Source organism: Vagococcus sp. WN89Y (assembly GCF_052220145.1).
In the GTDB taxonomy this organism is placed as follows: domain Bacteria; phylum Pseudomonadota; class Gammaproteobacteria; order Enterobacterales; family Enterobacteriaceae; genus Kosakonia.
Genome location: NZ_JBQPOM010000030.1, coordinates 54357 through 78105, shown reverse-complemented (window position 1 = coordinate 78105; position 23749 = coordinate 54357). Strand labels below are relative to the sequence as shown.

The following is a 23749-nucleotide window of genomic DNA, read 5'->3' as shown; positions in this document are numbered from 1 at the left end:
CCTTTTCAGGACATCGCTGTACTGTTTTTTGAGCGGAATCGCGTTAGCATGGAGATGGAAAATTCTCACCTGGGGAACTCATGGCTATCAAACTTATTGCAATCGATATGGACGGCACCTTATTGCTGCCGGACCACACCATCTCTCCTGCGGTTAAAAACGCTATTGCTGCTGCCCGTGAACGCGGCGTCAACGTGGTGCTGACCACCGGTCGGCCCTACGCCGGGGTGCAAAATTATATAAAAGAGCTGCATATGGAGCGGGAAGGTGATTATTGCATCACCTATAACGGTGCGCTGGTCCAGAACGCAAAAGATGGCAGCACGGTGGCGCAAACGGCACTGAGCTATGACGACTATCGCTACCTGGAAAAACTCTCCCGCGACGTCGGCTCCCATTTCCACGCGCTCGATCGCAACACGCTCTACACAGCGAACCGTGATATCAGCTATTACACGGTGCATGAATCTTATGTGGCCACCATTCCGCTGGTGTTCTGCGAAGCCGAGAAGATGGACCCTGCAACGCAGTTCCTGAAGGTGATGATGATTGATGAACCGACCATCCTCGACCAGGCCATTGCCCGCATTCCGCAGGAAGTGAAAGAGAAATACACGGTGCTGAAAAGCGCGCCCTACTTCCTCGAAATACTGGATAAACGCGTCAATAAAGGCACGGGCGTGAAATCCCTGGCCGAGGCGCTGGATATCAAACCAGAAGAAATTATGGCCATTGGCGATCAGGAAAATGATATCGCGATGATCGAGTACGCCGGTATGGGCGTGGCGATGGATAACGCTATTCCTTCTGTAAAAGAAGTGGCTAACTTCGTGACCAAATCTAACCTGGAAGATGGCGTCGCCTGGGCCATCGAGAAGTTTGTGCTGAACTAAGCCTTTCCCTGTTATACCCTGAGGCCACACTATGGCATCAGGGTTCTTTATGAAACAACTTACCTTCGCACCGCGCAATCATCAGCTTACCAATATCAATACCTGGACGCCGGACAGCCAGTGGCTGGTATTTGATGTGCGCCCCAGCGGGGCTTCGTTTTCCGGGAAAACGATTGAGCGCGTCAATGTGCACAGCGGCGATGTGGAAGTGCTGTACACCGCACCGGATGGCGCGCATGTGGGCGTTGTGACGGTGAGTCCGCTGGCTGAAAAATACGTTTTCATACACGGCCCGGAAAACCCTGATGCCAGCTGGCACTATGATTTTCACCATCGTCGCGGTGTGGTGCTGGAAAAGCATCGCGCACGGAACCTGGATGCTATGGATATCACCGCGCCTTATACGTCGGGCGCATTGCGCGGCGGCACGCATGTGCACGTGTTTAGCCCTAATGGTGAATACGTCAGCTTTACTTATAACGACCATGTATTGCATGAGCGCGATCCGGCGCTTGATTTGCGCAATGTCGGCGTGGCCGCGCCGTATGGCCCGGTGGTTCCACCCTGTTCGCATCCCCGTGAATACAGTGGCAGCCATTGGTGTGTGCTGGTCAGTCGTACCACGCCTGAGCCGCAGCCGGGCAGTGATGAAATCAATCGTGCCTATGAAGAAGGATGGGTCGGTAACCAACGGCTGGCATTTATTGGCGACACGCTGTCAGACAAGAGTGAAAAGGTTCCGGAGCTGTTTATCGTTGATTTACCCACCGATGAGCAGGGCTGGAAGAGCGCTGGCCGGGGAACGGCTGAGACAATGCCGACGCCGCCGCAGGGCGTGGTGCAAAAGCGCCTGACATTTACCCATCATCATACTTTTCCTGGCCTTGTCACTGCGCCGCGCCACTGGGTGCGCGCTAACCCCCAGGCGACAGAGATTGCGTTTTTAATGCGCGATAATCAGGGCATCGTGCAGCTGTGGTTGATTAGCCCGAACGGCGGCGAACCCCGGCAATTAACCCACACCACCGGCGGTATTCAGTCGGCGTTCAACTGGCACCCATCCGGCAATGCGCTGGGTTTTGTGCTGGATAACCGGCTGGCGCGGTGTGATGCCCGAAGCGGCGAAATCACCTTTTTGACGGTCGATCATGGAAATCCGCCATCAGCGGACGCGGTTGTGTTCTCGCCGGACGGTAAAAAAATTGCCTGGATGGAAGAGACGAAGGGCTTCCGCCAGCTATGGATAACGGAAACCGGCCTGTAATTATTGTACAGGCAGGGCCGCGGGCGGAATGACTGAATTGGTCGCCAGGTTAGCCTGCTCGCTTTTCTCAACGCGTGATTTTAGCGAGTTATCACGGCGGAAAAGATCCCACGGCAAAAGAAGCGTGTCTACAATTGCGGTAAAAGGTAAATCCAGCGCCGCGAGGGACTTCATACCGATACCGGCGTCATCACTGACCAGCATCGATGAACTGGCACGCGTACCGGGATAAACTCCCTCTTTCCCGCCGGTATGGGACATTACGCTTGAGCAGCCCGACAACCCCACTGCGCCGAGCAACGTAATAACTATAAGAGTATTTTTCATCATCTGTAATCATCGTTAAATGCAGTGTGAACGCTGCCTGAGTGTTTATAGCTTCCCGCAAAGGAAAGGGATAGCGTTCGTGCTCCGCTCTGTGGCGGCATTCGCACTTTAACTTTATGTGCTGTGATCCCAAGTCTATGCATTACTGACGAAAGTGCAAAAAAAAGTCAGTTTTAACCCTTGAAATGCTCTTCTAAAGCCACATTTTAGGAATGTAGCCCGGGAACATGCCGGAAGGGTGTTTGGCTACGTTAGCTTGCCTGTCCATTTTGGAAGGCATGTGACAACCTCGCTGACTTCAGGAGTTTTATGTATGCGTAACTACGATCTTTCTCCGCTGTATCGTTCTGCTATCGGTTTTGACCGTCTGTTTAATCTGCTGGAAAACAGCCAAAGCCAAAGCAACGGCGGTTACCCTCCGTACAACGTCGAATTAGTGGATGAAAACCACTATCGCATTGCTATCGCTGTCGCGGGCTTTGCCGAAGATGAGCTGGAGATTACCGCGCAGGATAACCACCTGGTGGTGAAAGGCTCCCACGCGGCGGAACAGAAAGAACGCACCTATCTCTATCAGGGGATCGCTGAGCGTAATTTCGAACGGAAATTCCAGCTGGCGGAAAACATTCATATTCAGGGCGCTAACCTGGTGAACGGCCTGCTCTATATCGAGCTTGAGCGTGTTATCCCGGAAGAGAAAAAAGTGCGTCGTATCGAAATTAATTAATTGCGTCGGGTCGCGTACGCGGCCCACAAAACATGCTCGCCGACAGGGAGCATATGCGAGCCATCGCGCTCGTAAGTTTTCACTCGCTTCTAAGAAGGAGAAACATAATGCGTAACTTTGATTTATCACCTCTCATGCGTCAGTGGATCGGTTTTGACAAACTGGCGAACGCACTGCAAACCGCAAACGAACAGCAAACTTTTCCGCCCTATAATATTGAAAAGGGTGATGACAACCACTATCGCATAACCCTGGCGCTGGCAGGTTTCCGCCGGGAAGAGCTGGATATTCAGCTGGAAAATGGTCGCCTGACGGTGAAAGGTACACCGGAAAAACCGACCAATGAGCCAAAATGGCTGCATCAGGGTCTGGTTATCCAGCCGTTCAGCCTGAGTTTTACCCTGGCTGAATTTATGGAAGTTGCTGGCGCGACCTTTACTAACGGGCTGTTGCATATCGACCTGACTCGCAATGTGCCGGAAGTCGCCGCGCCGCAGCGTATCGCCATTAGCGAACGGCCTGCGTTAAATAGCTAAGCGTAAATTGGTTAAAAGGCTCCAGAAATGGAGCCTTTTTTGTTGATAGAGATCTCATTTGTATACAGAGACAGGCATCGGAATTGTTTTTTAATACTTTTCCAGGAGATATGCCGTTACTGTTTTTTAATACATAAGGAGGTCACCATGTTAATTAATAACTCATCTAATATTGCACAACGTAAAATAAGCGAAGAGCTTCCATCATATAAAGCATCCGAAGCTGCCACTTATACATCGAGGTTTATTCGCTTAATAAAAAGCGTGAGAAATGCCGCTGTTTTGAAAGGCGATCATGGAATGGCTGCGTATATAAACACCGCGCATTGTTCGCATAAGATGCTGAATAATATATATAAAAACAAAATGGATAAAGCACTTGTAGACTTACAGCATGTGAAAAAGCATTCTGATGAACTCTTTGCAATTGCAAATGTTTCTATTCTTTATAAACATATTTATTATGCACGAGAAATATACCGGAATATTGACGTTATCTTAAATAATGATTAATTGTTCGGGTTGCTTAATTACGCTGAAATAACTGTTCAGAGATTATTCAAAACCAAAGGATTGGAATATGTAATTATTTTAACCTGCCGCACGCTATACTGCGGTTTTTACGAATAATCAAAGTGATAATATGAAAATTCCGGCTCCCGTAACGAATGCTTATAACCATGCTTCTGCTGGTTTGGATAACGCGAAAAAGAGTGCTGAGGCAAAGTACGCACAGTTCTCTGAAACGAAGGCTGGCAAGCGCGTCCATTCTTTTGTCGATTTCGTCAAAAAGGTATGCAATGTCCCGGTGCAGTTTGTGCGTAATCACCCGAAAGCCACTATTGCCGTGGGTATGATAACCATGCTTGTTGGCGGTATTACCGCTAACCCGCCAGCGGCAACCATTGGCGCGACGTTGCTCGTCTCCGGCTTGATGGCGCAGCTCGCCAACCGCCATGATGTGATGAAAGCCGCTATGCAGCAGCAACAGCAGCCTGTTATGCCGGAGGCCAGCCTTTCTTTTGATAAAGCATAACGTTAAGTTATCATTTCGCGCCCGCAGCAGACGATCGCATCGGGCGCGCCTTTAATCCTTCCAGCTGCAATTTTCGCGGCAACATGTGCGCCATCACCCATACAAGCCCTTACAGCTCTGCCAAAATCCTGTTGGTCATCATGTACAGGGAAAAGAATCATGAGTGATATTGCGTTAACGGTAAGCGTACTGGCTTTAGTTGCCGTTGTCGGGTTATGGATTGGCAGCGTAAAAATTCGCGGCATCGGTTTTGGCATTGGCGGTGTGCTGTTTGGCGGGATAATTGTCGGGCATTTTGCCGATCAGGCTGGCATAGCCTTGAGCAGCCCAATGCTGCATTTTGTGCAGGAGTTCGGCCTCATTCTCTTCGTTTATACCATCGGCATCCAGGTCGGTCCGGGCTTTTTTGCCTCGCTGCGCGTTTCGGGTTTGCGGCTCAACTTATTTGCCATTCTTATCGTGATTATCGGCGGTCTGGTGACCGCAATTCTGCATAAACTCTTTGCGATTCCATTACCGGTGGTGCTTGGCATCTTCTCCGGTGCCGTGACCAATACGCCTGCCCTTGGTGCCGGTCAGCAGATCCTGCATGATTTGGGTACGCCGGGTGCGCTGGTTGACGCGATGGGGATGAGTTATGCCATGGCCTATCCGTTTGGTATCTGCGGGATTTTACTCACCATGTGGCTATTACGCGTGGTGTTCCGGGTGAATGTTGATGAGGAAGCGCGGCGGCACGATGCCACCCTGAGCAACGGCACTTCACTTATACGCACAATCAATATTCGCGTCGAAAACCCCAATCTCAATAATATGGCGATTCAGGATGTCCCGATCCTTAACAGCGACAAAATTATCTGCTCGCGGTTAAAACGAGGAGAATTGCTGATGGTGCCTGCGCCGGGCACGCTCATCCAGTCCGGGGATTTGCTGCATCTGGTTGGGCTTCCGGCCGATCTGCATAATGCCCAGTTGGTCATCGGGCAGGAAGTTGACACCTCTTTATCGACACGCGGTACCGATCTGCGCGTGGAGCGCGTCGTTGTGACCAACGAAAAAGTGCTGGGGAAAAAAATCCGTGATTTGCACTTTAAAGAGCGCTACGACGTGGTGATTTCCCGCCTGAATCGTGCAGGCGTTGAGCTGGTTGCCAGTAGCGGCGCCAGCCTGCAGTTTGGCGATATCCTGAACCTGGTCGGGCGACCGGCGGCTATTGATGCGGTGGCTAACGAAGTGGGCAACGCGCAACAAAAATTGCAGCAAGTCCAGATGCTGCCAGTGTTTATTGGTATCGGTCTTGGCGTCTTGCTCGGCTCGATACCGCTGTTTGTGCCTGGTTTTCCGGCGGCGCTGAAACTAGGGCTGGCAGGCGGGCCGCTGATTATGGCGCTGATACTTGGGCGTATCGGCAGTATTGGCAAGCTGTACTGGTTTATGCCGCCGAGCGCTAACCTTGCGCTGCGTGAACTGGGCATTGTGCTGTTTCTGTCGGTCGTGGGGCTGAAATCCGGCGGTGATTTTATCGCCACCCTGACCCAGGGGGACGGGCTGAAATGGATGTGTTATGGCATCTTTATTACCGCCGTCCCGCTGATTACCGTGGGCGTGCTGGCACGGATTCTGGCGAAGATGAATTACCTGACGTTGTGCGGCATGCTGGCAGGTTCCATGACCGACCCGCCAGCGCTGGCGTTTGCTAATGGTCTGCATCCCACCAGCGGTGCCGCCGCGCTCTCGTATGCCACGGTTTACCCACTGGTGATGTTTCTGCGCATTATTACGCCTCAATTGCTGGCCGTCCTCTTCTGGGGCATCGGTTAGCAGGCCATTTGGTGCGACAAAATGATTTGCTACAGTGGAAACATATCCGCTACGTTGTTTCCGGGGCATACCATAAGGAGCATCAATGAAAATATCCCGCGTTGGCGAAGCGCCGGATTACCGTTTCTCACTGGCTAATGAGCGTACTTTTCTGGCATGGATCCGTACCGCGCTGGGTTTTCTCGCGGCGGGCGTTGGGCTGGATCAGCTGGCGCCTGAATTCGCGACCCCGCTCATCCGTGAAACGCTGGCATTATTGCTGTGCTTCTTTTCCGGGGCGCTGGCGCTGTATGGCTACCTGCGCTGGCTGCGTAACGAAAAAGCGATGCGTCTGAAAGAGGATTTGCCCTACACACGCGCACTGCTGCTGATAAGCATCATTCTGCTGGCGGTTGCGCTGATGGTCATGGTACTGGTGCTGTATGCCGACTAGGCGCAAAATCCGCCGCGAAACCGATCCCGGTCTGCAGCCTGAACGCACCTCGCTTGCGTGGTTTCGCACATTGCTCGGCTATGGCGCGTTGATGGCGCTGGCGGTCAGGCATAACTGGCAACAGTCCGGTTTACCGTTCTGGATTTCGCTGGCGGTACTGGCGCTGGTGGCGGCTATTCTTTGGCGCTACACGCGAAAACGTATCGTGATGGACGTCGATCGCAGCGATTTTGCCCAATCTGGCGCAATACGTGACAAATTTTTGATCTCTCTTGGGGTCTTTTCCCTCGCATTGCTGTTTGCTGTAACACACATACATCAGCTGTATTTACTTTTCTGAGGGATCAGCATGCAAGGCTGTCACGTTATGGCTAAGCCTGCCAGCTCACGTTGCAACCTGAACTGTCGCTACTGTTTCTACCTTGAAAAACAGCAGCAAAAGGTGATGGATGACGCGACGCTGGAGGCATTCATTCACCAGCAGATTGAGGCGCAGCCAGGGCATATTGTGCAGTTTGCCTGGCAAGGCGGCGAACCGACATTGTGTGGCCTGCCCTTTTTTCAGCGCGCGGCAGCTTTGCAAAAGCAATACGCTAACGGAAAGCGGATTGAAAATGCGTTTCAAACCAATGGAATATTACTGAACGACAGCTGGTGTCGTTTTTTTCAGCAAGAGGGCTGGTTAGTCGGCGTATCGCTTGATGGCCCGGCAGAGTTGCACGATGTTTATCGCGTAAATCGTCGCGGCAAACCCTCGCATCATCACGTCATCAACGCCATTGAAACCCTGAAGAAGCATCACGTGGCCTTTAACCTGCTCTGCGTGGTCAACAACCTCAACAGCCAGCAGCCGCAGCGCCTGTACCGTTACCTGCGAACACTCGGCACGCCGTTTCTTCAGTTTATTCCTCTGGTCGAGCAGGACGCGCAGGGGAATTTATCTGCTGAATCGGTCAGTGGTGAGGCGTGGGGAAACTTTCTTACCACGGTGTTTGACCTCTGGGCAAGGAACGATATTGGCCGGGTCTATATTCAGCTCTTTGATTCCACGCTCGCTGTATGGAGCGGTTATCCCTCGCAGATGTGCACGTTCGGTGAAACCTGCGGGCACGCCTTTGCAATGGAAGCGAACGGCGATCTTTACCCGTGCGATCACTACGTCTATCCACAGTATCGGCTCGGCAACCTGCATCAAATACCTATAAACGTTATTAATGCCAGCCATAAAGTGAGCGCTTTTGGAATGCGTAAGAAGAGCGGTTTATGTGATGATTGCCGACGCTGCGATGTGCTGCGCTTGTGCCGTGGCGATTGCCCGAAGCACCGTTTTATTCAGGGCAAAAGCGCGTTATGCGAAGGTTATGCACACTTCTTTAGTTATACCGCGCCACATATGTGCGCGATGCGCGACTTGCTCCGCCAGAGGCGATCGCCCATGGAGTTGATGATCGCACTTCGCCAGCAACATTAACCGTCAGGCATTACCAGGGAGAGCGTTATGCCAAACACCATCAATCAATATCGTCTTCACAGCGGGAAACATAATAACTGGCTGCAACATACCCCTCCTGCGCCCGCAAGGAGTGCGCCGCATCAGCAAGACGGCGAGCAGCTGTTACAGAACGTCTCTTATGTGGCGTCTGAACCAATTGAAAACAGAGAGATACGGCCGCTTAAATTCAAACGTCTGGCGGGTGGAATAGTTGCGGGCCTGCTGGTGGGCTGTGCGATTGGCTCTGTTGTCACGGTCGCGGTGCGTCGCAGTTATGACGCAGAGCAGCCCAAACCGTTTAATCCTCCACCTGAAGCATCGGCAAGTGTGGCGGAAGGAAATTTTACCGTAGCAAATACCGGTGCTGGCAATCGCACAAGGGAGGCTGCGGCGGTGTGCCCAAAACCGGAGAATATCGTGGCAACGCAGCAAATCATCGATAGCTATGATATTCCCAGCATGAAATATTGCTCACCCTCGCGTACAAACTGTCAATGGGAGGGGTACGATCCGTTTGCGGATGAAGCCAGCACGGTGACGCAAGAGTTGAACACGGCGCGTCAGCCGACGTTAAATAATGGGCTAACCTATTGTGACTACGGCTTAGCGAGCGGAAGTGAGATTCGCATGGCGTTGCAAAAACCCCCGCAAACAGGCGGCTAAACCGCCTGCTGATGATGAGCAGCGCGCGAGGCGAGCGGCAGCCAGCACAGTACAATCAACAGGCCAGCCAGCGTCATCAGCATCCCGATACTAAACTGGCTGTTCTGCGGCAAATGCGCAGACAGCCAGGCCAGGCCGCCAGAACCCATATTTTGCAGGCCGCCAACCAGCGCACCAGCTGTACCGGCCAGGAATGGGAACGGCTCCATCGCACCGCTGGTCGCCAGCGGGAAAAGCATCCCGGCACCGAAGAAAAACAGCGCAGCGGGAACCAGCAGCGTCCAGATATTCATCACGTCTAACCAGCCAGGGATCCACATCAGGATACCGGCGACCAGGCAGCTTAGCGCTGCTTGCCACATCAGGGTGGTGAACCGTTTGTTTTGACGGCCAGCAAACCACGCGCCGAAAAAGGCCGCCGGAATAGGCAGAATAAACAGAATGCTCACCATCATGCTATTCAGCCCAAGCACTCCGCCCATCAGCACGCCGGAACTGGCTTCGAACACAGCGATGCCCGCCAGCCCACCAATCAGCATCAGTAAATAACAGTTAAAAGCACTGCTACCGAACAGTGTTTTGTAGCTGGCGAGCAGACGCACGCGCGGCGCATCTTTTGGCCGCGTTTCAGGCATCCAGTGCGCCATGCTATAGGTCACAATCACGCAGAGCAGAAGCAGGAACATAAAACAGGCGCGCCAGTTGAACAGCGTATTCAGTACGCCGCCGATCAGCGGCGCAAGCAGGGGACTGACAAGAATGCCCATGTTCAACAGGCTATTGGCGTGGCGTAGCTCGGTGCCGGAGTAGAGATCACGCGGCAGTGTTCGCGCCATCACGCCGCCCACGCCCGTGCCGACACCCTGTAGCGCACTGGCAAAAATCAGCATCACCAGGCTATGGGTGGTGATAGCAACCGAGGTCGCCAGCATAAAGATGGTCATCCCGGCGAGGATCACCGGGCGGCGGCCCAGGCGGTCGGCCAGCGGGCCATAAACCAGTTGCGATACGCCATAGGTCAGCAAATAGGCCGCCATCACGCTCTGCACTGCGCCTTCGCGCACGTTAAGATCGCGCGCCATATCGGCGATGGCCGGAATATAAATGGTTTGCGCCATCTGACCGACGGCCACCAGCAGCACCAACATTAATAGTAAGTTGACGCTTCTTTCTCTTTTCATGTCGCTGATTACTTCTGAAAAATGGGTAATTATAGAAGATGGTGCTGTAATAAAGCCTTTCCGGTAGAGGAATCTACCATATAAAGAGTGCGGAACCACTACAAGGCGCAGGAAAGAATGTGACGGGCCAGGCAGGAAATCTAAACAATATTCGGCAACTTTACTTGCCAGTGTTTTTCAGGAAAGGCGTAACAAAATCGCCCCGGCGGCGATGCCGCAAGCGGCAACGATGCGCAGCCCGGCAACGTTTTCTTTGAGCAGCGCAAAGGCAATGACGGCCCCAAAGAGAATGGAGGTTTCGCGCAGCGCCGCTACGACAGCTAGCGGTGCCTGCGTCATGGCCCAGAGCGCCAGGCCGTAAGAACCCATCGTACCGATCCCGCCCGGCAAGCCCTTTTTCCAGTTAGCGACTAAATAGCGCGAAATCTCCTGGTGCCGTGCCAGCATCGCCCAGAGCAGCAGACAAAAACCATTCATAAAGAACGTCCACAGGGTATAACCCAGCGTGGAACCGGCAAGGCGCACGCCGCTGCCATCCACCAGCGTATAGGCTGCGATAAAACATGAGTTCAACAGCGCCAGCCAGATTCCCCGGCGCGCCTGGTGACGGCCATTAAAAGCCATACCGAGAATCGACAAACAGATAACCACAATGCCGCTCCATGCGACGAGCGATAGCGTGTCGCCCAGGATCAGAACACTGATGAGCGCCACCAATAAGGGTGCGGTGCCGCGCATCAGTGGGTAGGTCTGACTCATATCAGACACCTGGTAAGTTTTGGCAACCAGTACGGTGTAAATCACCTGTAAAACGCAGGATGCTGCCAGAAAAGGCACGCTGGCAAGGGACGGCTGAGGAGAGAAAGGGAGCAAAATCAGGGCAATAAGCGCAGAAAAACCGCTTACGGCAATGGCGGAGTAAAGCTTATCGCTGCCTGCTTTGACGATGGCGTTCCAGCTGGCGTGCAGCAGCGCGGCAAACAGCAGAATGCAGAAAACAGAAATAGTCATGGCAGCGTCAGTAGCGGATTGTCACTAAAATGTAACATAGCCGCCAACGCAGATGCCAGAATCCGTTTGTTGAAGGGGAGCGGTTGCCCGCCCCCCTCCGGTGCGGCTTGAACCCGAATTACCGCAGGTATTTCAGGACAGCATCAAGCAGTTGCAGTAATGCAACAATGAGTTTCAGGATAAGAACAACCAGCTCCATCTCACCCATACGCGTCTCCTGTGGTCTTAGGAGCACCGGCTGACGTACCTTTCCGCTGCCTGTTATCAGCCGTGTTGTTGACGTAACGCAGTGTGCTCTTAAGGGGTTAAGGTACTGACGGCACCACCCGTTTCAGCCAGGACTTTTTGCGCCGTAGAAGTGCGGCCCCCACACTGGTTAACGGAAACAGTATAGCTGGATACTGTTTTTTTATACAGTAATCTCTGGCGAAAATAGTCTTAATGTTCCATACTCAAAATGCATGAAAATGCCTAAAATTTGTGCCTGCTGCGGATTCGACATATACTTCAGATGTTGATGTAACGCAGTGTGCTTTGCGGTTACCAGCCGTAAAAGACCTGCTGAAAACCTCGCTCCGGCGAGGTTTTTTGTTTTCAGCGCCTGTGCAGGCGAACGTGATCCGCCGCGCAAATTTCCGCCGTCGTAAAAAAAGCGGTTGTCGGTAGCCGTAAGCTGTGCTTGTATAAATATCGTTGCAAACATCACAGACAGGCCCCTAATGAACACTTCCATCACTACGATGAACCTACTAAAAACCGCGCATCACGCCGCGGTGGTCGTCGTGCGTGTGGTGGTCGTCGGCAAAGCGCCGTAGGGTCCGGGTCAACACACGATTCCAAAACCCCGCCGGCGCAAACCGGGCGGGGTTTTTCGTTTAAGCCTGCCTGGAAAGTCGGCCCAGAAGAAAAAGGACTGGAGCATGGCAAGTTCAGGCACAACATTTCAACCCCGGCGCTTTACCGGCGCGCAACTGATTGTTCATTTACTGGAGCGCCAGGGCATTACCACGGTGACAGGCATACCCGGCGGCACGGTTCTCCCGTTATATGATGCGTTAAGCCAGAGCAAACAGATTCGCCACGTACTGGCGCGCCATGAGCAGGGCGCAGGGTTTATCGCCCAGGGCATGGCGCGCACCGAGGGCAAACCGGCAGTCTGTATGGCTTGTAGCGGGCCGGGGGCCACTAATCTGGTCACCGCTATCGCCGACGCCCGTCTCGACTCTATCCCGCTGGTCTGCATTACCGGCCAGGTACCGACCTCAATGATTGGCACCGATGCCTTTCAGGAAGTCGACACCTACGGCATCTCCATCCCCATTACCAAACATAACTACCTGGTACGTGACATCAGCGAGCTGCCGCAGGTTATCAGCGATGCGTTTCGTATTGCGCAGTCTGGCCGCCCAGGCCCGGTGTGGATTGATATTCCAAAAGATGTGCAGACGGCGGAAATTACCCTCAGCGCGTTGCCGGAACCCGGTGCTAAAGCGCCAGCGCCTGCTTTTGACGCCATCCGGGTACGCGAGGCGGCAGCAATGATTAACGCCGCGCAGCGCCCGGTGCTTTACCTGGGCGGCGGCGTGATTGATGCCCCGCAGCAGGTGCGCGAGCTGGCTGAAAAAGCAAACCTGCCCACCACAATGACTCTGATGGCGCTGGGCATGCTGGAGAAGAATCATCCGCTGTCGCTGGGGATGCTCGGCATGCACGGCGCGCGCAGCACCAACCATATTTTGCAGGAAGCGGATTTGCTGGTGGTGTTAGGCGCACGTTTTGATGACCGGGCGATTGGCAAAACGGAGCAGTTCTGCCCGAACGCGAAGATTATCCACGTGGATATCGACCGCGCAGAGCTTGGCAAAATCAAGCAGGCGCATGTGGCAATCCAGGGAGATGTGCGTGAGGTGCTGGATGCGCTTGTCCCGCAGGTCACTGCTCAGCCGCGCGAAAATTGGCGCAAACTGATTAGCGAGCTGCAACAGGAGTTTCCTTGCCCGATTCCTCAGGCAGGCGATCCGCTTACCCATTACGGCATTATCCAGGCGGTGGCGACATGTGTTGATGATGAGGCAATTATCACCACCGATGTGGGCCAGCATCAGATGTGGGCTGCGCAAGCGTATCCTCTGAACCGGCCTCGCCAGTGGCTGACTTCCGGCGGCCTGGGAACGATGGGTTTTGGCCTACCGAGCGCCATTGGTGCGGCGCTGGCAAACCCGCAGCGCAAAGTTATCTGTTTTTCCGGCGATGGCAGCCTGATGATGAATATTCAGGAGATGGCGACCGCCGCCGAAAACAATCTCGATGTAAAAATCATTTTGCTGAATAACGAAGCGCTGGGCCTGGTGCATCAACAACAAAGCCTGTTCTATGAGCAGGGCGTGTTTGCGGCGACGTATCCAGGAATGATTAATTTTATGCAAATTGCCGCAGGTTTTGGCCTGCAAACCTGCGATTTGAATACCCAAACCGATCCGCTGGCGGCCTTGCAGGCGATCATTGCTAAGCCTGGCCCGGCGCTGGTGCATGTGCGCATTGCGCAGCAGGAAAAAGTTTACCCGATGGTGCCTCCGGGCGCGGCAAATACTGAAATGGTGGGGGAATAAACCATGCAAAATGAAAACGTCATTCTCGAACTCACCGTGCGCAACCATCCGGGTGTGATGACGCATGTCTGTGGGCTGTTTGCCCGCCGGGCGTTTAACGTTGAGGGCATCCTTTGCCTGCCGTTACAAAATGGCGAGCACAGCCGGATTTGGCTACTTGTGGCAAACGATCAGCGCCTGGAGCAGATGGTCAGCCAGATCGATAAACTGGAAGATGTGGTGCAAATTATCCGCCATCAAACCGATCCGGGCGTCTTTAACAAGCTGGGGCTATTTTTTGAATAAGCGCCCGCTGCGCAGTTAGCGCTGCGCGGGTTTTCCCCGTATGATGAGCCTCTTTTTCACGGCGGGGAGGGATTATGATTTGGTTGATGCTGGCAACGCTGACTGTCGTTTTTGTCGTCGGTTTCCGGGTGTTAACGTCTGATACTCGCCGCGCTATTCGTCGCCTGACCGACAGGCTTACTCTTCAGCCCGTGCCGGTGGAGTCGATGATTGATCAGATGGGTAAAACCGCAGGCAGCGAGTTTTTGCACTATCTGGCGCGCCCGGACGAAGCGCACCTGCAAAATGCCGCCCAGGTGCTGCTTATCTGGCAGGTATGTATTGTTGATAGCAGCGAGCAAAATTTGCTCTACTGGCACCGCGTGCTGCAAAAAGCCCGGCTGGCTGCGCCAATTACGGATGCCCAGGTACGCCTGGCGCTGGGTTTTTTGCGCGAGCTGGAACCGGATGCCGCCGAGCTGAATAACTTTCAGATGCGATATAACGCGCTGTTTCTGCCCGAAGAAGGCGTGCACTGGCTGCATTAGCCAGTGCAAAGTTAGCGGTTACTTATAAAGCCAGTTATTAAAGGAGACTCTTTTACCCTTTTCCATGTCTTCACTCAGAGCGTGTCTCAGCGTTTGCTCAGTTGTCTGCGGTGACTGTGCGCCATAGCTGCGATCGAATCTGTCATTGGCTTCAAATATCCTGTACAGACGAGCCCCTATCATCTCACCTTCGTTGCGACCGATACGGTGGTGCATGGGTATTGTTCTGGGTTCGCAAGCGGGCTGCTGCGCTTTCTCTACATTTGAATTCTTAATATTCATTACATTCTGAAAAAAATGACTGACGGCCCGGCCTGCTTTTTTAAATGAGTCATTCACTGAATGAATATGCTGAGCAGAAAAAATATGACCAATTTTCATGTCCATCCCTCTTATGTATACAACGGAATACAAATTTCTCAGTGATAGAACTAATAATCTTTCAGAATTCGCTTCTTGAATTTCAGATCTTTGTTCCGGGCGAGCCTGAGGATGAAAGAGTTGCCAAATTGTTAATGGCGTCACATATTTTGAATGTTACACTGCGCGACTTTCACCAATAACAACAATCGGAAGACAAATGAGCGAGCAAACTTTTCCTGATACGGTGACCCGCCCAAACTGGTCTGCCGTCTTTGCCGTGGCATTTTGCGTGGCGTGCCTGATAACTGTTGAATTTTTACCGGTCAGCCTGCTGACACCGATGGCGCAGGAACTCGGCGTCTCTGAAGGTGTGGCGGGGCAGACCGTGACGGTGACAGCGTTTGTCGCCATGTTTGCCAGCTTGTTTATCACCACGGTGATTCGCGCGGCGGACAGGCGCTACGTGGTGATCGCCTTTGCCGCGCTGCTCACCCTCTCCTGCCTGCTGGTGTCGTTCGCCAATAGCTTCACTCTGCTGCTGCTGGGGCGCGCCTGTCTTGGCTTAGGGTTAGGCGGTTTCTGGGCGATGTCGGCTTCTCTGACGATGCGCCTGGTGCCTGCGCGCCTGATCCCTAAAGCGCTGTCGGTTATTTTCGGGGCAGTTTCCATCGCACTGGTGATCGCCGCGCCGCTGGGCAGCTTTCTCGGCGGAATCATTGGCTGGCGAAATGTGTTTAACGCCGCTGCGCTGATGGGGTTCGCATCTGTTGCCTGGGTATGGGTTGCGCTGCCGTCGCTGCCGGGTAAAACCGAGCATCACCAGAACATGTTTGGCCTGCTAAAACGCCCTGGCGTGCTGGCGGGGATGCTGGCGATTTTTCTGGTCTTTGCCGGTCAATTTTCCTTCTTTACCTATATCCGGCCTGTTTATATGAATCTTGCCGGGTTCAGCGTCGACGGGCTGACGTTGGTATTGCTGAGCTTTGGTATCGCCAGTTTTGTCGGCACCTCTTTCTCCTCCGTGGTGATGAAGTTTTCCGTGAAGCTGGCGCTGGCGCTGGCTCCTCTGACGCTGGCGGTCAGTGCGCTGGTGCTGATGCTGTGGGGCAGCGAGAAAGTGGTTGCGGCGGGGATTGCCATCATCTGGGGGCTGGGCTTTGCCTTAGTACCTGTAGGCTGGTCCACGTGGATCACCCGCTCGCTTGCCGATCAGGCTGAAAAAGCCGGGTCGATTCAGGTTGCTGTTATTCAGCTTGCCAATACCTGTGGTGCAGCGATTGGCGGTTTAGCGCTGGACCACTTTGGCTTGCTGGCACCGCTGGCTATCTCCGGTAGCCTGATGTTACTGACCGCGCTGCTGGTGGCTGCCAAAGTGCGGGTGAAAAAAGCGTAGGGGCCGGGAAGCCCCTTTACCGCGTCAGGCTGGCGCCCTTTTACGGCGCGAGTCGAGGGAAATGAGCAGCACGGATGAGACAATGAACAGCGTGCCCAGCCAGTCCGGGAGCGTAAAGGCGACGCCAAGCAGCACGACGGAGAGCAACGCGCTGCTGAGCGGTTCGGCACAACTCAGGATGCTGGCTCTGGAGCCGCCAATCATCTGCGCACCTTTCAGATAGAGGCTAAAGGTTAGCGCCGTGCCGATCACCACCAGGTAGAAGAAGGCCATTAACAGGCCGCCATCAATAACAAAATCATTGCTTTGCCCGCCAAAGAACGGTGTCAGCATTAAGCCTGCCAGCAACATACTCCAGCCAACGATGGGCAGCGTACCGTAGCGGGCGATCAGCGCCGAAGGGTACGTGGTATAGAACGCGGCGGCAAACGCCGAGACAATGCCCCACACCAGCGCCGCCGGTGAAATCGACAGCGAAGTCAGGTTGCCGTGCGTCACCAACAGAAAGGTGCCGAACAGAGAGGTGCAGATGGCCAGTGCTACCGGCACGGTGGGCCGCGCTTTGCGCGCCAGCGCCAGCCACGCAACAATAATCGTCGGTGATAGAAATTGCAGCACGGTTGCCGTGGCGGCGTTGGATTCCTCAATGGTCATCAGGAACGTCAGCTGCACGGTAAGTGCGCCAAACAGCGAGAAAAACAGCAAACTTAGCGTATCTTTGCGGTTTTTCAGGATCGAGAAGGTTTTATCGCCGTGAAAAAACGACAGCGTTAATAAAATCACTCCAGTGAATAACAGCCGCGTCATGGTCAGCCACGGCGACGAGATATGGCTTGTCGCCATAATATGTTGCGCGCAAACTCCGGAACTCCCCCATAAAACTGCCGCGACCAGTACGTATAACATCCCTTTTTTTGTGGAAACCATTGTAAACCCAGTCCTGCTTGCTACTTATCACTGTGGTATCAAGCATATCATACGAACCGGGTTTAGCCGGAGGCGGCAGGCAGCCGCCTCCAGGTGTTATCAGAACCACGCCTCCCACATGGCACCGAAATTGAGCGAGTCGAGCGTGGTATCGTTGGTGCCGTTAACGCGTGCAGTACGGTCATTATCCACTTCGCCGCCGGTCACATAGAAGCGCAGCATTGGGCGGAATTCCGGGCCCATCGCGATGGAAATATTCTGCGACAGCGTCAGCTTCCAGCCGTGGTTATCGCCGCCGTCGTCATAATCGACGCGCTGATAACCTGCTTCCAGCCAGGTAGAATGCACGTCGTTCCACCAGTGCATAGGACGCACGATAACGCCGTAGTTGCGACGGTTGTCGGTTTTAATTCTGCTGTTATCGTAATCGTGGAAGGCCAACAGATAATCTATCTGCGTTGCCTGGGTAAAGATGTGGCGACCTTCGAAGCTGGCATAAATTGCGGTCAGATCGTCGGTTTTGTTAAATACGCTATTGTCGGAGTTATCGGAATAGCGCGCGATGACGCGGTTGAAGCCGCTGTCGTTGGTATGGCCTAACACCACGCCGCCCTGCCAGGCACGCAGGCGATCGTCGCTTTCAATAGCTTTCGAATCGAAGCCATAGTTGGCATAAATTTCCAGATCGAGCGGCCCGATTTTCATGCCGTGAATTTTAGAGGTGGCCGCGTAGTTGCCTCTGTCGCCGACGTTAGAGCTACCGGTACAGGTGATACGCGACGGGTTGGCTTCATCTTCCTGGATTTGCGGGTTACAGGACTCCACCGCGGCGACGGCGGCCACATCAAACTGCACGCCGCCGATGTCGAAGTTTTTCACCCCGCCGCCCTGGCCGTCATGGGTCATCCAGAAGTAATCGTTGATACCCTGTTGTGGACGCTGATGGAAGTCGCGACCTGCCCAGAAGTAAGCGTTCGGGTTCGATGCCAGCAAGTTAGTGACGCCCGCGTAGGCTTTTTTCAGGTTCACCTCGTCGCCCCAGTGATCGAACATCACGTTCACGTCCCAGATAGCGCCGTTATCACCCTTAAACGCTTTAGAAAGCTGGAACTCACCGCCATTGCCTTCGTTACCCAAACGGCCGATGGCCGATGCGCCATTATAAGAACCGTCGACACCGACATATTTTTGATCGCCGCTCTGGAAATGCGCGCCATAGCGGGCGTAGCCGGTAAATTTCACGCCGTAAGGGATCTCTTTTTCCGGGCTGGGTGTGGCGTTGGCTGTTTCGGTCGTCGCTGTTTCACTCACCACGTCCGTTTTTTTATTAACGTTGGCATTCATTTTTGCGTCACGTTCAGCCAGTGCTTTATCTACGGCTCTGGCAACGATGGCATCTATTTGTTCCTGAGTAAATTCCTGGGCGTAGAGTGTCCCTGAGGCAAGGGCTGCTATCACCGCCAGTGCCACTGGAAGTTGTTTTTGTATTTTCATGGTTATCTCAATTTAATAAGTTATTTTCAGACAATAACCTTCCCGTTCTGAAAGGGCAGAAAATATGGCCATCATCAAAACAAGTTGATTTACTTTTATATGTTTGGGTACAGATTAATTAAAATTACCGTAATCGATTCTCCATTTAACGCTGATACAGATGAATAATTTCTTCTGATAACTCACGGGCCAGCAGTGAGTTCATTAAATGATCCTGAGCATGCACCATAATTAATGTCATCGGTTGCCTGGCTTCCCCGGCATCCTGTTCGATTAATTTAGTTTGCATCTGGTGCGCCTGGCGCGAATAGCCATCGGCTTCGCGCAGCAGACTACGCGCTTCTTCCATGCGGCCCTCCCTTGCTGCGTGCAGCGCCTCAAAACAGAGACTACGCGACTGCCCGGCATTAACGATGATCTCCATTACCGCTTCTTCAAGTTCGATCATAATAATTAGTCCTGTATAAAACCATTAAGGGCTGCGGTGTTAGCAAACCACTCTCCGCTTTTCTTAACGATACGTTGCTGAGTTTCTAAATCTAATTGCACAAAGCCGTAACGGTTTTTATATGCATTACACCATGACCAGTTATCAATAAATGTCCACATATGGTATCCGAGGCACTGGCAACCTTCGCTAATACCTTTATGCAGCCATTTAAGATGCTCGCTAACAAACTCAATGCGATAGCTATCGTTTATTTGCCCGTTTTCAATAAAACGCTGTTCGTTTTCTACACCCATACCATTCTCGGAAATAAAACAGCGTGGATTGCCGTAATTTTCCCTAAGGTTAGTGAGAATATCGTAAATACCCGGCTCATAAATTTCCCAGCCACGATAGGGGTTCATTTTTCGCCCCGGCATTTCGTAATAATCAAATAACCACTCTGGCATAAACGGTGCCTGTGGATTGACCGCGCTATCACGGCATTTTACCCGCCGGGGCTGGTAATAATTAATGCCGAGCAGGTCAATGACCCCTTCGCCAATCAGCGTAATATCGTCCGGCTGGCAGGCGGGCAATTGATCGTACTCTTTTAATAACGCGACCAGCTCGGGCGGATATTCACCGCGCAGTACCGGGTCGAGAAAGCTACGGTTAAATAATAAGTCTGCATAGTTTGCCGCTTGCAAATCCATCGGGTGTTGCGAGCGCGGGTAGGATGGCGTCAGGTTCAGAACGATACCGATTTCACCCGAATAGTGCCCGGCGCGAAACGTTCTTACCGCGCTGGCATGAGCCAGTACCGTATGGTACGCCACCGTCGCCGCGCGTTTGAAATCCACCACATTTGGGTAGTGGAAGTCGTACAAGTACCCGCCTTCTACCGGTACAATCGGCTCATTAAAGGTGAACCAGTGCTGCACTCTGTCACCGAACAGGTCGAAACAGACCTGCGCATAGCGGGCGAATGCCTGCACCACTTCCCGATTTTCCCAGCCGCCCTTTTCTTGCATCACCATCGGCATGTCGAAGTGAAACAGCGTGATAAATGGCGTAATACCTTGTGCCAGCAGTTCGTCAATCACTGCGTTGTAAAACGCGACCGCCTGCGGGTTCACTTCACCCGTTCCGTCCGGGATCAGGCGTGACCAGCTCAGCGAAGTGCGAAAGCTGTTGTGATTGAGCTGTTTTAGCAGCGCGATATCCTGCCGCCAGTGGCGGTAAAATGTCGAGGTCTCCTGCGGCCCAATCTGCTGATGAAAACGCCACGGTTGGCTGGCGTACCAGGCATCCCATGTGGTGGCGCTTTTACCGCCTTGCTGGCTTTCCCCTTCGGTTTGCAGTGCCGAACAGGCGCTGCCCCACCAGAAGTTTTCGGGAAAAAGATATTTCATACCGACTCCTTAATTACTGCTGACTGTTTCCGTCATGGGTACATTGCTTTGTGCTTTTTGCTCTTCTGTTTTGATAAGTGACCGTTCATAAGCGCGCAGGAAAGGGAGGTAAATCAGCGCAGACATCACCATACAAATCACACACATCACGACCGGACTGAACGCCCAGTTTGCCGCCCAGGACGCGCCAATCGGTGCCGGTGTCGTCCACGGGGTGAGTGACACAACCTGTGCCAGCAGGCCCATTTTGGTCGCGGCGTAAGCAAGGATTGCGTTAATCAGCGGAACGCAGACAAAAGGAATAAACAGCATCGGGTTCATAATGATCGGCGCACCGAACAGAATCGGTTCGTTGATATTAAAGAAGCTCGGTACCACGCCCATTTTGCCGATAGTACGCAGATGTGCGACGCGGCTGCGCAGCAACAGAAACGCCAGCGGCAGAGTGGAACCGACGCCGCCAATCAGCAGGTAGTGATCCCAGAAACCTTGCAAGTAGACATGCGGTAGCGCTGCGCCCGCTGCCAGAGCCGCCTGGTTTGCGGAGAGGTTAGCCATCCAGAACGGATTCATGATGCCGGTGACAATCAGCGAACCGTGAATACCCGCGAACCAAAAGATTTGGCACAGCAATACAGACAGCAGAATTGCCGGCAGGGAATCGGAGGCAGAAACCAGCGGTTCCAGCAGGTGCATAATCGCCTGCGGCAGGATCATCCCGGTCTGCGCTTCGATAAACAGGTTCAATGGATGCAGGGTCGCGATAATCACCAGCACCGGGATCAGGATCTCAAACGAGCGCGCCACACCGGTTGGCACCTCTTTGGGCAGGCGGATAGTAATGTTGTGCTGCTTGAGCCAGGCATACACACGCGCCGAGTAGATTGAGGTTAGCAGCGCAGTAAAAATGCCCTGGCCGGAAAGATACTGGGTCGAGATTTTGCCGTCGGCATAAGGTGCCGCAACGAGCAAAAACGCCATAAACGCCAGCAAACCGGTCATCACCGGATCAAGATTAAACTGGCGACCCAGGCTTGCCCCAATGCCGACAGAGATAAAAAATGTCATCACCCCCATGCTGAGGTTGAAAGGCAGCATCAGCTGTTCACGGTACTGTTCTGAGAAATCAAGCCACGCGCGGGCGAAACTATTGGTTGTTTCTGCAGAAAAAGGCGGGAAGATAAACACCAGCATAAAGGAGCCGATTATCATAAAGGGCAGCGCAGCGGTAAAACCATCACGGATAGCAATAACATATTTCTGCTGCCCGAGTCGCCCTGCCAGCGGCGTAATCGTCTGCTCAATGGAGTTGATCATTGATTGATAGAAGGAACTCATAACAACACCTTTTTAGTTTGCCGCGCTGATAAGCGACAGTGCGAAGTCCAGGACCTTTTCGCCACGCTGCATGCCGTAATCCATCGGATCAATGGGTTGTACGGGAATGTCCTGCGCGGCGGCCTTTTCAGACAATGTTTTTAACATGTATTTAACTTGTGGCCCGAGCAGCACCACCTGGTAACGCGGGAATTGCGTGTCAAACTCGGCGACGCCATACGCGTCTATTTCAACGTCTAAGCCCCGTTCTCCGGCTGCCTCCACCATTTTTCTTACGAGTAAGCTGGTGGACATACCGGCAGAGCAACACAACATAATCCTGAACATCGGCTACCATCCTCAAAATGTAAAAAGTTATTGCGGTCTTAATTGGATATCATAAGGAAACCGGTTTCCATTGCTTCGAACAGGATCTGTGAGGCTTGTCAATATCCAGTATTTATAAGGACTGGTAATTGGATTTACATCACAGCTTTTGATGCTTTTTTGATATCAATTAAGACGAAATGGAAATTCGGTTTCCACGAAAAAGGGAAACCGCTATACTGCGTGTGGTTATAGTTTGAACTGCTGTGGTACTTGAGTAAGCGCAGGCGCGTTGTTCGCGTCTGCCAGGGGAGAAAGATGTCTACAATCAACGATGTATCACGTTTAGCTGGGGTGTCCAAAGCCACAGTCTCACGGGTGTTGAGTGGTTCGCGTGGCGTTAAGGAAGCCAGTCGCCTCGCCGTACTGAAAGCGGTCGAAGAGCTGAATTATCGGCCCAATGTTATCGCGCAGTCGTTGCTCAGCCAGTCAACAGGCTGCATCGGCGTGATTTGCGCCCAGGACAACGTTAATCAGACTACCGGCTATCTCTACGCGCTGGAAAAACATCTCAGTCAGTGCCAGAAGCATCTGCTGTTGCGCTTTGCCAATAGTAAAGCGGAGGTGATGAGCGCGCTGGATGAACTGACCTGCGGGCTGTGCGACGATGTGCTGATCATCGGCGCTCGTTTTCCGCTAAACATTGATGATGAGAATGTGATTCTGGTGGATTGTGATGAGTCCGCGGATTCCACGCCAAATAGTATTCAGTTCGATCACGCCTTTGCTGCCGAAACTGCCTGCAATTACCTGATTAGCCAGGGGCGGCGGCAAATTGCGCTTATTCATCCAAACAGTGCTGCCGCAGAGCAGGTTCTGCTTGGTTATAAGCTTGCGCTGGAAAATAATTTTCTGCCGTTTAATCGTAACCTGGTGTTTATGGATGACACATCGTCGTCTGTGGCATTACAGGTACTGTTGAACAACGCGACGACGCTGAATTTTAATGCCTTGCTGGTGGCAGACGAGCAGGAAGCTCAGCGCGTGATCCCGCAGCTGCAGGCGTTTAATAAATCGGTTCCGGGCGACATTATGGTCTTTAGTCTTGCGGGTTCGCTGCATTTACCCGGCATTCCCGTGATCCCGGCTATCGAATATTCGATGGATGCCATGGCTGCGCGTATTGTGGCGTGGTTAAACGAAAAAACGCAAAGCGTGCTCGGCTCGTATCGGATGCGCGGTGATTTAATTATCCCTGACGTTCGGAAGCGCTAAAAAGCC

At 53.0% G+C, this 23749-nt stretch carries 29 protein-coding genes; 17 read left to right on the top strand and 12 right to left on the bottom strand.

Annotated features, from left to right (window positions below):
* Positions 1-80: 80 nt before the first annotated feature.
* The gene (yidA, locus tag ACTU3N_RS12620; protein WP_443086480.1) at positions 81-893 is read left to right on the top strand and encodes a sugar-phosphatase; all 813 of its coding nucleotides are present in this window, start codon (positions 81-83) and stop codon (positions 891-893) included.
* A 49-nt stretch (positions 894-942) separates the two neighbouring features.
* Positions 943-2157: a DUF3748 domain-containing protein gene (locus ACTU3N_RS12615; RefSeq protein WP_443086479.1), complete on the top strand. Its 1215-nt coding sequence runs from the start codon at positions 943-945 to the stop codon at positions 2155-2157.
* Here the strand turns inward: ACTU3N_RS12615 and ACTU3N_RS12610 are convergent, their stop codons facing one another.
* A complete protein-coding gene (locus tag ACTU3N_RS12610) occupies positions 2158-2487 on the bottom strand; it encodes a YceK/YidQ family lipoprotein (RefSeq protein WP_443086478.1) in 330 nt (109 codons plus the stop codon).
* A 310-nt stretch (positions 2488-2797) separates the two neighbouring features.
* On the opposite strand from ACTU3N_RS12610, the gene ibpA reads away from it, so the two are divergent.
* The 9 genes from ibpA to ACTU3N_RS12565 all read left to right on the top strand — a co-directional run bounded on the left by ibpA (position 2798) and on the right by ACTU3N_RS12565 (position 9192).
* On the top strand, positions 2798-3211 hold the full coding sequence (gene ibpA, locus ACTU3N_RS12605) for a small heat shock chaperone IbpA (RefSeq protein WP_443086477.1): 414 nt from the start codon (positions 2798-2800) through the stop codon (positions 3209-3211).
* Positions 3212-3318: 107 nt separating this feature from the next.
* The gene (ibpB, locus tag ACTU3N_RS12600) at positions 3319-3747 is read left to right on the top strand and encodes a small heat shock chaperone IbpB (RefSeq protein WP_443086476.1); all 429 of its coding nucleotides are present in this window, start codon (positions 3319-3321) and stop codon (positions 3745-3747) included.
* Positions 3748-3894: 147 nt separating this feature from the next.
* Entirely contained in the window at positions 3895-4260 is a 366-nt protein-coding gene (locus tag ACTU3N_RS12595; RefSeq protein ID WP_443086475.1) for a hypothetical protein, read from the top strand.
* Between the two features lie 130 nt (positions 4261-4390).
* Complete coding sequence (locus ACTU3N_RS12590; protein ID WP_443086474.1) at positions 4391-4783, top strand: hypothetical protein; 393 nt, start codon at positions 4391-4393, stop codon at positions 4781-4783.
* Positions 4784-4942: 159 nt separating this feature from the next.
* A complete protein-coding gene (locus ACTU3N_RS12585; protein WP_443086473.1) occupies positions 4943-6604 on the top strand; it encodes a putative transporter in 1662 nt (553 codons plus the stop codon).
* 85 nt (positions 6605-6689) lie between these two features.
* Positions 6690-7037 (top strand): YidH family protein, encoded by a 348-nt coding sequence (locus ACTU3N_RS12580; protein WP_443086472.1) that lies wholly within the window; start codon positions 6690-6692, stop codon positions 7035-7037.
* Complete coding sequence (locus tag ACTU3N_RS12575; protein ID WP_443086471.1) at positions 7027-7377, top strand: DUF202 domain-containing protein; 351 nt, start codon at positions 7027-7029, stop codon at positions 7375-7377. Before ACTU3N_RS12580 ends, ACTU3N_RS12575 begins: the two co-directional genes overlap by 11 nt.
* 27 nt (positions 7378-7404) lie before the next feature.
* On the top strand, positions 7405-8508 hold the full coding sequence (locus ACTU3N_RS12570; RefSeq protein WP_443086470.1) for an anaerobic sulfatase maturase: 1104 nt from the start codon (positions 7405-7407) through the stop codon (positions 8506-8508).
* A gap of 27 nt (positions 8509-8535) precedes the next feature.
* The gene (locus ACTU3N_RS12565) at positions 8536-9192 is read left to right on the top strand and encodes a hypothetical protein (RefSeq protein ID WP_443086469.1); all 657 of its coding nucleotides are present in this window, start codon (positions 8536-8538) and stop codon (positions 9190-9192) included.
* Here ACTU3N_RS12565 and emrD read toward each other — a convergent pair.
* The 4 genes from emrD to ACTU3N_RS12545 all read right to left on the bottom strand — a co-directional run bounded on the left by emrD (position 9189) and on the right by ACTU3N_RS12545 (position 12090).
* Complete coding sequence (gene emrD, locus ACTU3N_RS12560) at positions 9189-10373, bottom strand: multidrug efflux MFS transporter EmrD (RefSeq protein ID WP_443086468.1); 1185 nt, start codon at positions 10371-10373, stop codon at positions 9189-9191. The genes ACTU3N_RS12565 and emrD overlap by 4 nt on opposite strands.
* A gap of 177 nt (positions 10374-10550) precedes the next feature.
* A complete protein-coding gene (locus ACTU3N_RS12555) occupies positions 10551-11384 on the bottom strand; it encodes an EamA family transporter (RefSeq protein WP_443086467.1) in 834 nt (277 codons plus the stop codon).
* Positions 11385-11502: 118 nt separating this feature from the next.
* The gene (gene tisB, locus ACTU3N_RS12550; protein WP_443086466.1) at positions 11503-11592 is read right to left on the bottom strand and encodes a type I toxin-antitoxin system toxin TisB; all 90 of its coding nucleotides are present in this window, start codon (positions 11590-11592) and stop codon (positions 11503-11505) included.
* A 201-nt stretch (positions 11593-11793) separates the two neighbouring features.
* Positions 11794-12090 carry a hypothetical protein gene (locus tag ACTU3N_RS12545; protein ID WP_443086465.1) on the bottom strand — a complete coding sequence of 99 codons (297 nt, stop codon included), beginning with the start codon at positions 12088-12090 and terminating at the stop codon, positions 11794-11796.
* Positions 12091-12103: 13 nt separating this feature from the next.
* On the opposite strand from ACTU3N_RS12545, the gene ivbL reads away from it, so the two are divergent.
* From ivbL to ACTU3N_RS12525, 4 genes are all read left to right on the top strand, one after another.
* Entirely contained in the window at positions 12104-12199 is a 96-nt protein-coding gene (gene ivbL / locus ACTU3N_RS12540) for an ilvB operon leader peptide IvbL (protein WP_443086464.1), read from the top strand.
* Positions 12200-12304: 105 nt separating this feature from the next.
* Entirely contained in the window at positions 12305-13993 is a 1689-nt protein-coding gene (ilvB, locus tag ACTU3N_RS12535) for an acetolactate synthase large subunit (protein ID WP_443086463.1), read from the top strand.
* Positions 13994-13996: 3 nt separating this feature from the next.
* Positions 13997-14278 carry an acetolactate synthase small subunit gene (gene ilvN / locus ACTU3N_RS12530; RefSeq protein WP_443086462.1) on the top strand — a complete coding sequence of 94 codons (282 nt, stop codon included), beginning with the start codon at positions 13997-13999 and terminating at the stop codon, positions 14276-14278.
* Positions 14279-14352: 74 nt separating this feature from the next.
* Positions 14353-14805 carry a DUF1198 domain-containing protein gene (locus ACTU3N_RS12525; protein ID WP_443086461.1) on the top strand — a complete coding sequence of 151 codons (453 nt, stop codon included), beginning with the start codon at positions 14353-14355 and terminating at the stop codon, positions 14803-14805.
* An 18-nt stretch (positions 14806-14823) separates the two neighbouring features.
* On the opposite strand, the gene ACTU3N_RS12520 is transcribed toward ACTU3N_RS12525, so the two are convergent.
* A complete protein-coding gene (locus tag ACTU3N_RS12520; RefSeq protein WP_443086460.1) occupies positions 14824-15186 on the bottom strand; it encodes a hypothetical protein in 363 nt (120 codons plus the stop codon).
* A gap of 199 nt (positions 15187-15385) precedes the next feature.
* Between ACTU3N_RS12520 and nepI the strand changes: the two genes are divergently transcribed.
* On the top strand, positions 15386-16561 hold the full coding sequence (nepI, locus tag ACTU3N_RS12515; RefSeq protein WP_443086459.1) for a purine ribonucleoside efflux pump NepI: 1176 nt from the start codon (positions 15386-15388) through the stop codon (positions 16559-16561).
* 24 nt (positions 16562-16585) lie between these two features.
* On the opposite strand, the gene ACTU3N_RS12510 is transcribed toward nepI, so the two are convergent.
* The 6 genes from ACTU3N_RS12510 to ACTU3N_RS12485 form a co-directional block, all read right to left on the bottom strand.
* Complete coding sequence (locus ACTU3N_RS12510; protein WP_443086458.1) at positions 16586-17488, bottom strand: EamA family transporter; 903 nt, start codon at positions 17486-17488, stop codon at positions 16586-16588.
* A 99-nt stretch (positions 17489-17587) separates the two neighbouring features.
* Complete coding sequence (locus ACTU3N_RS12505; RefSeq protein ID WP_443086457.1) at positions 17588-18982, bottom strand: carbohydrate porin; 1395 nt, start codon at positions 18980-18982, stop codon at positions 17588-17590.
* 145 nt (positions 18983-19127) lie between these two features.
* On the bottom strand, positions 19128-19430 hold the full coding sequence (locus ACTU3N_RS12500; RefSeq protein ID WP_443086456.1) for a PTS lactose/cellobiose transporter subunit IIA: 303 nt from the start codon (positions 19428-19430) through the stop codon (positions 19128-19130).
* 5 nt (positions 19431-19435) lie between these two features.
* Positions 19436-20824, bottom strand: a complete 1389-nt coding sequence (locus ACTU3N_RS12495) for a glycoside hydrolase family 1 protein (RefSeq protein ID WP_443086455.1) — start codon at positions 20822-20824, stop codon at positions 19436-19438.
* A gap of 9 nt (positions 20825-20833) precedes the next feature.
* A complete protein-coding gene (locus ACTU3N_RS12490; protein ID WP_443086454.1) occupies positions 20834-22162 on the bottom strand; it encodes a PTS sugar transporter subunit IIC in 1329 nt (442 codons plus the stop codon).
* A 12-nt stretch (positions 22163-22174) separates the two neighbouring features.
* Positions 22175-22489 (bottom strand): PTS sugar transporter subunit IIB, encoded by a 315-nt coding sequence (locus ACTU3N_RS12485; protein ID WP_443086453.1) that lies wholly within the window; start codon positions 22487-22489, stop codon positions 22175-22177.
* A 297-nt stretch (positions 22490-22786) separates the two neighbouring features.
* Here ACTU3N_RS12485 and ACTU3N_RS12480 point away from each other — a divergent pair, with 297 nt between their 5' ends.
* Complete coding sequence (locus ACTU3N_RS12480; protein WP_443086452.1) at positions 22787-23743, top strand: LacI family DNA-binding transcriptional regulator; 957 nt, start codon at positions 22787-22789, stop codon at positions 23741-23743.
* Positions 23744-23749: the final 6 nt, after the last annotated feature.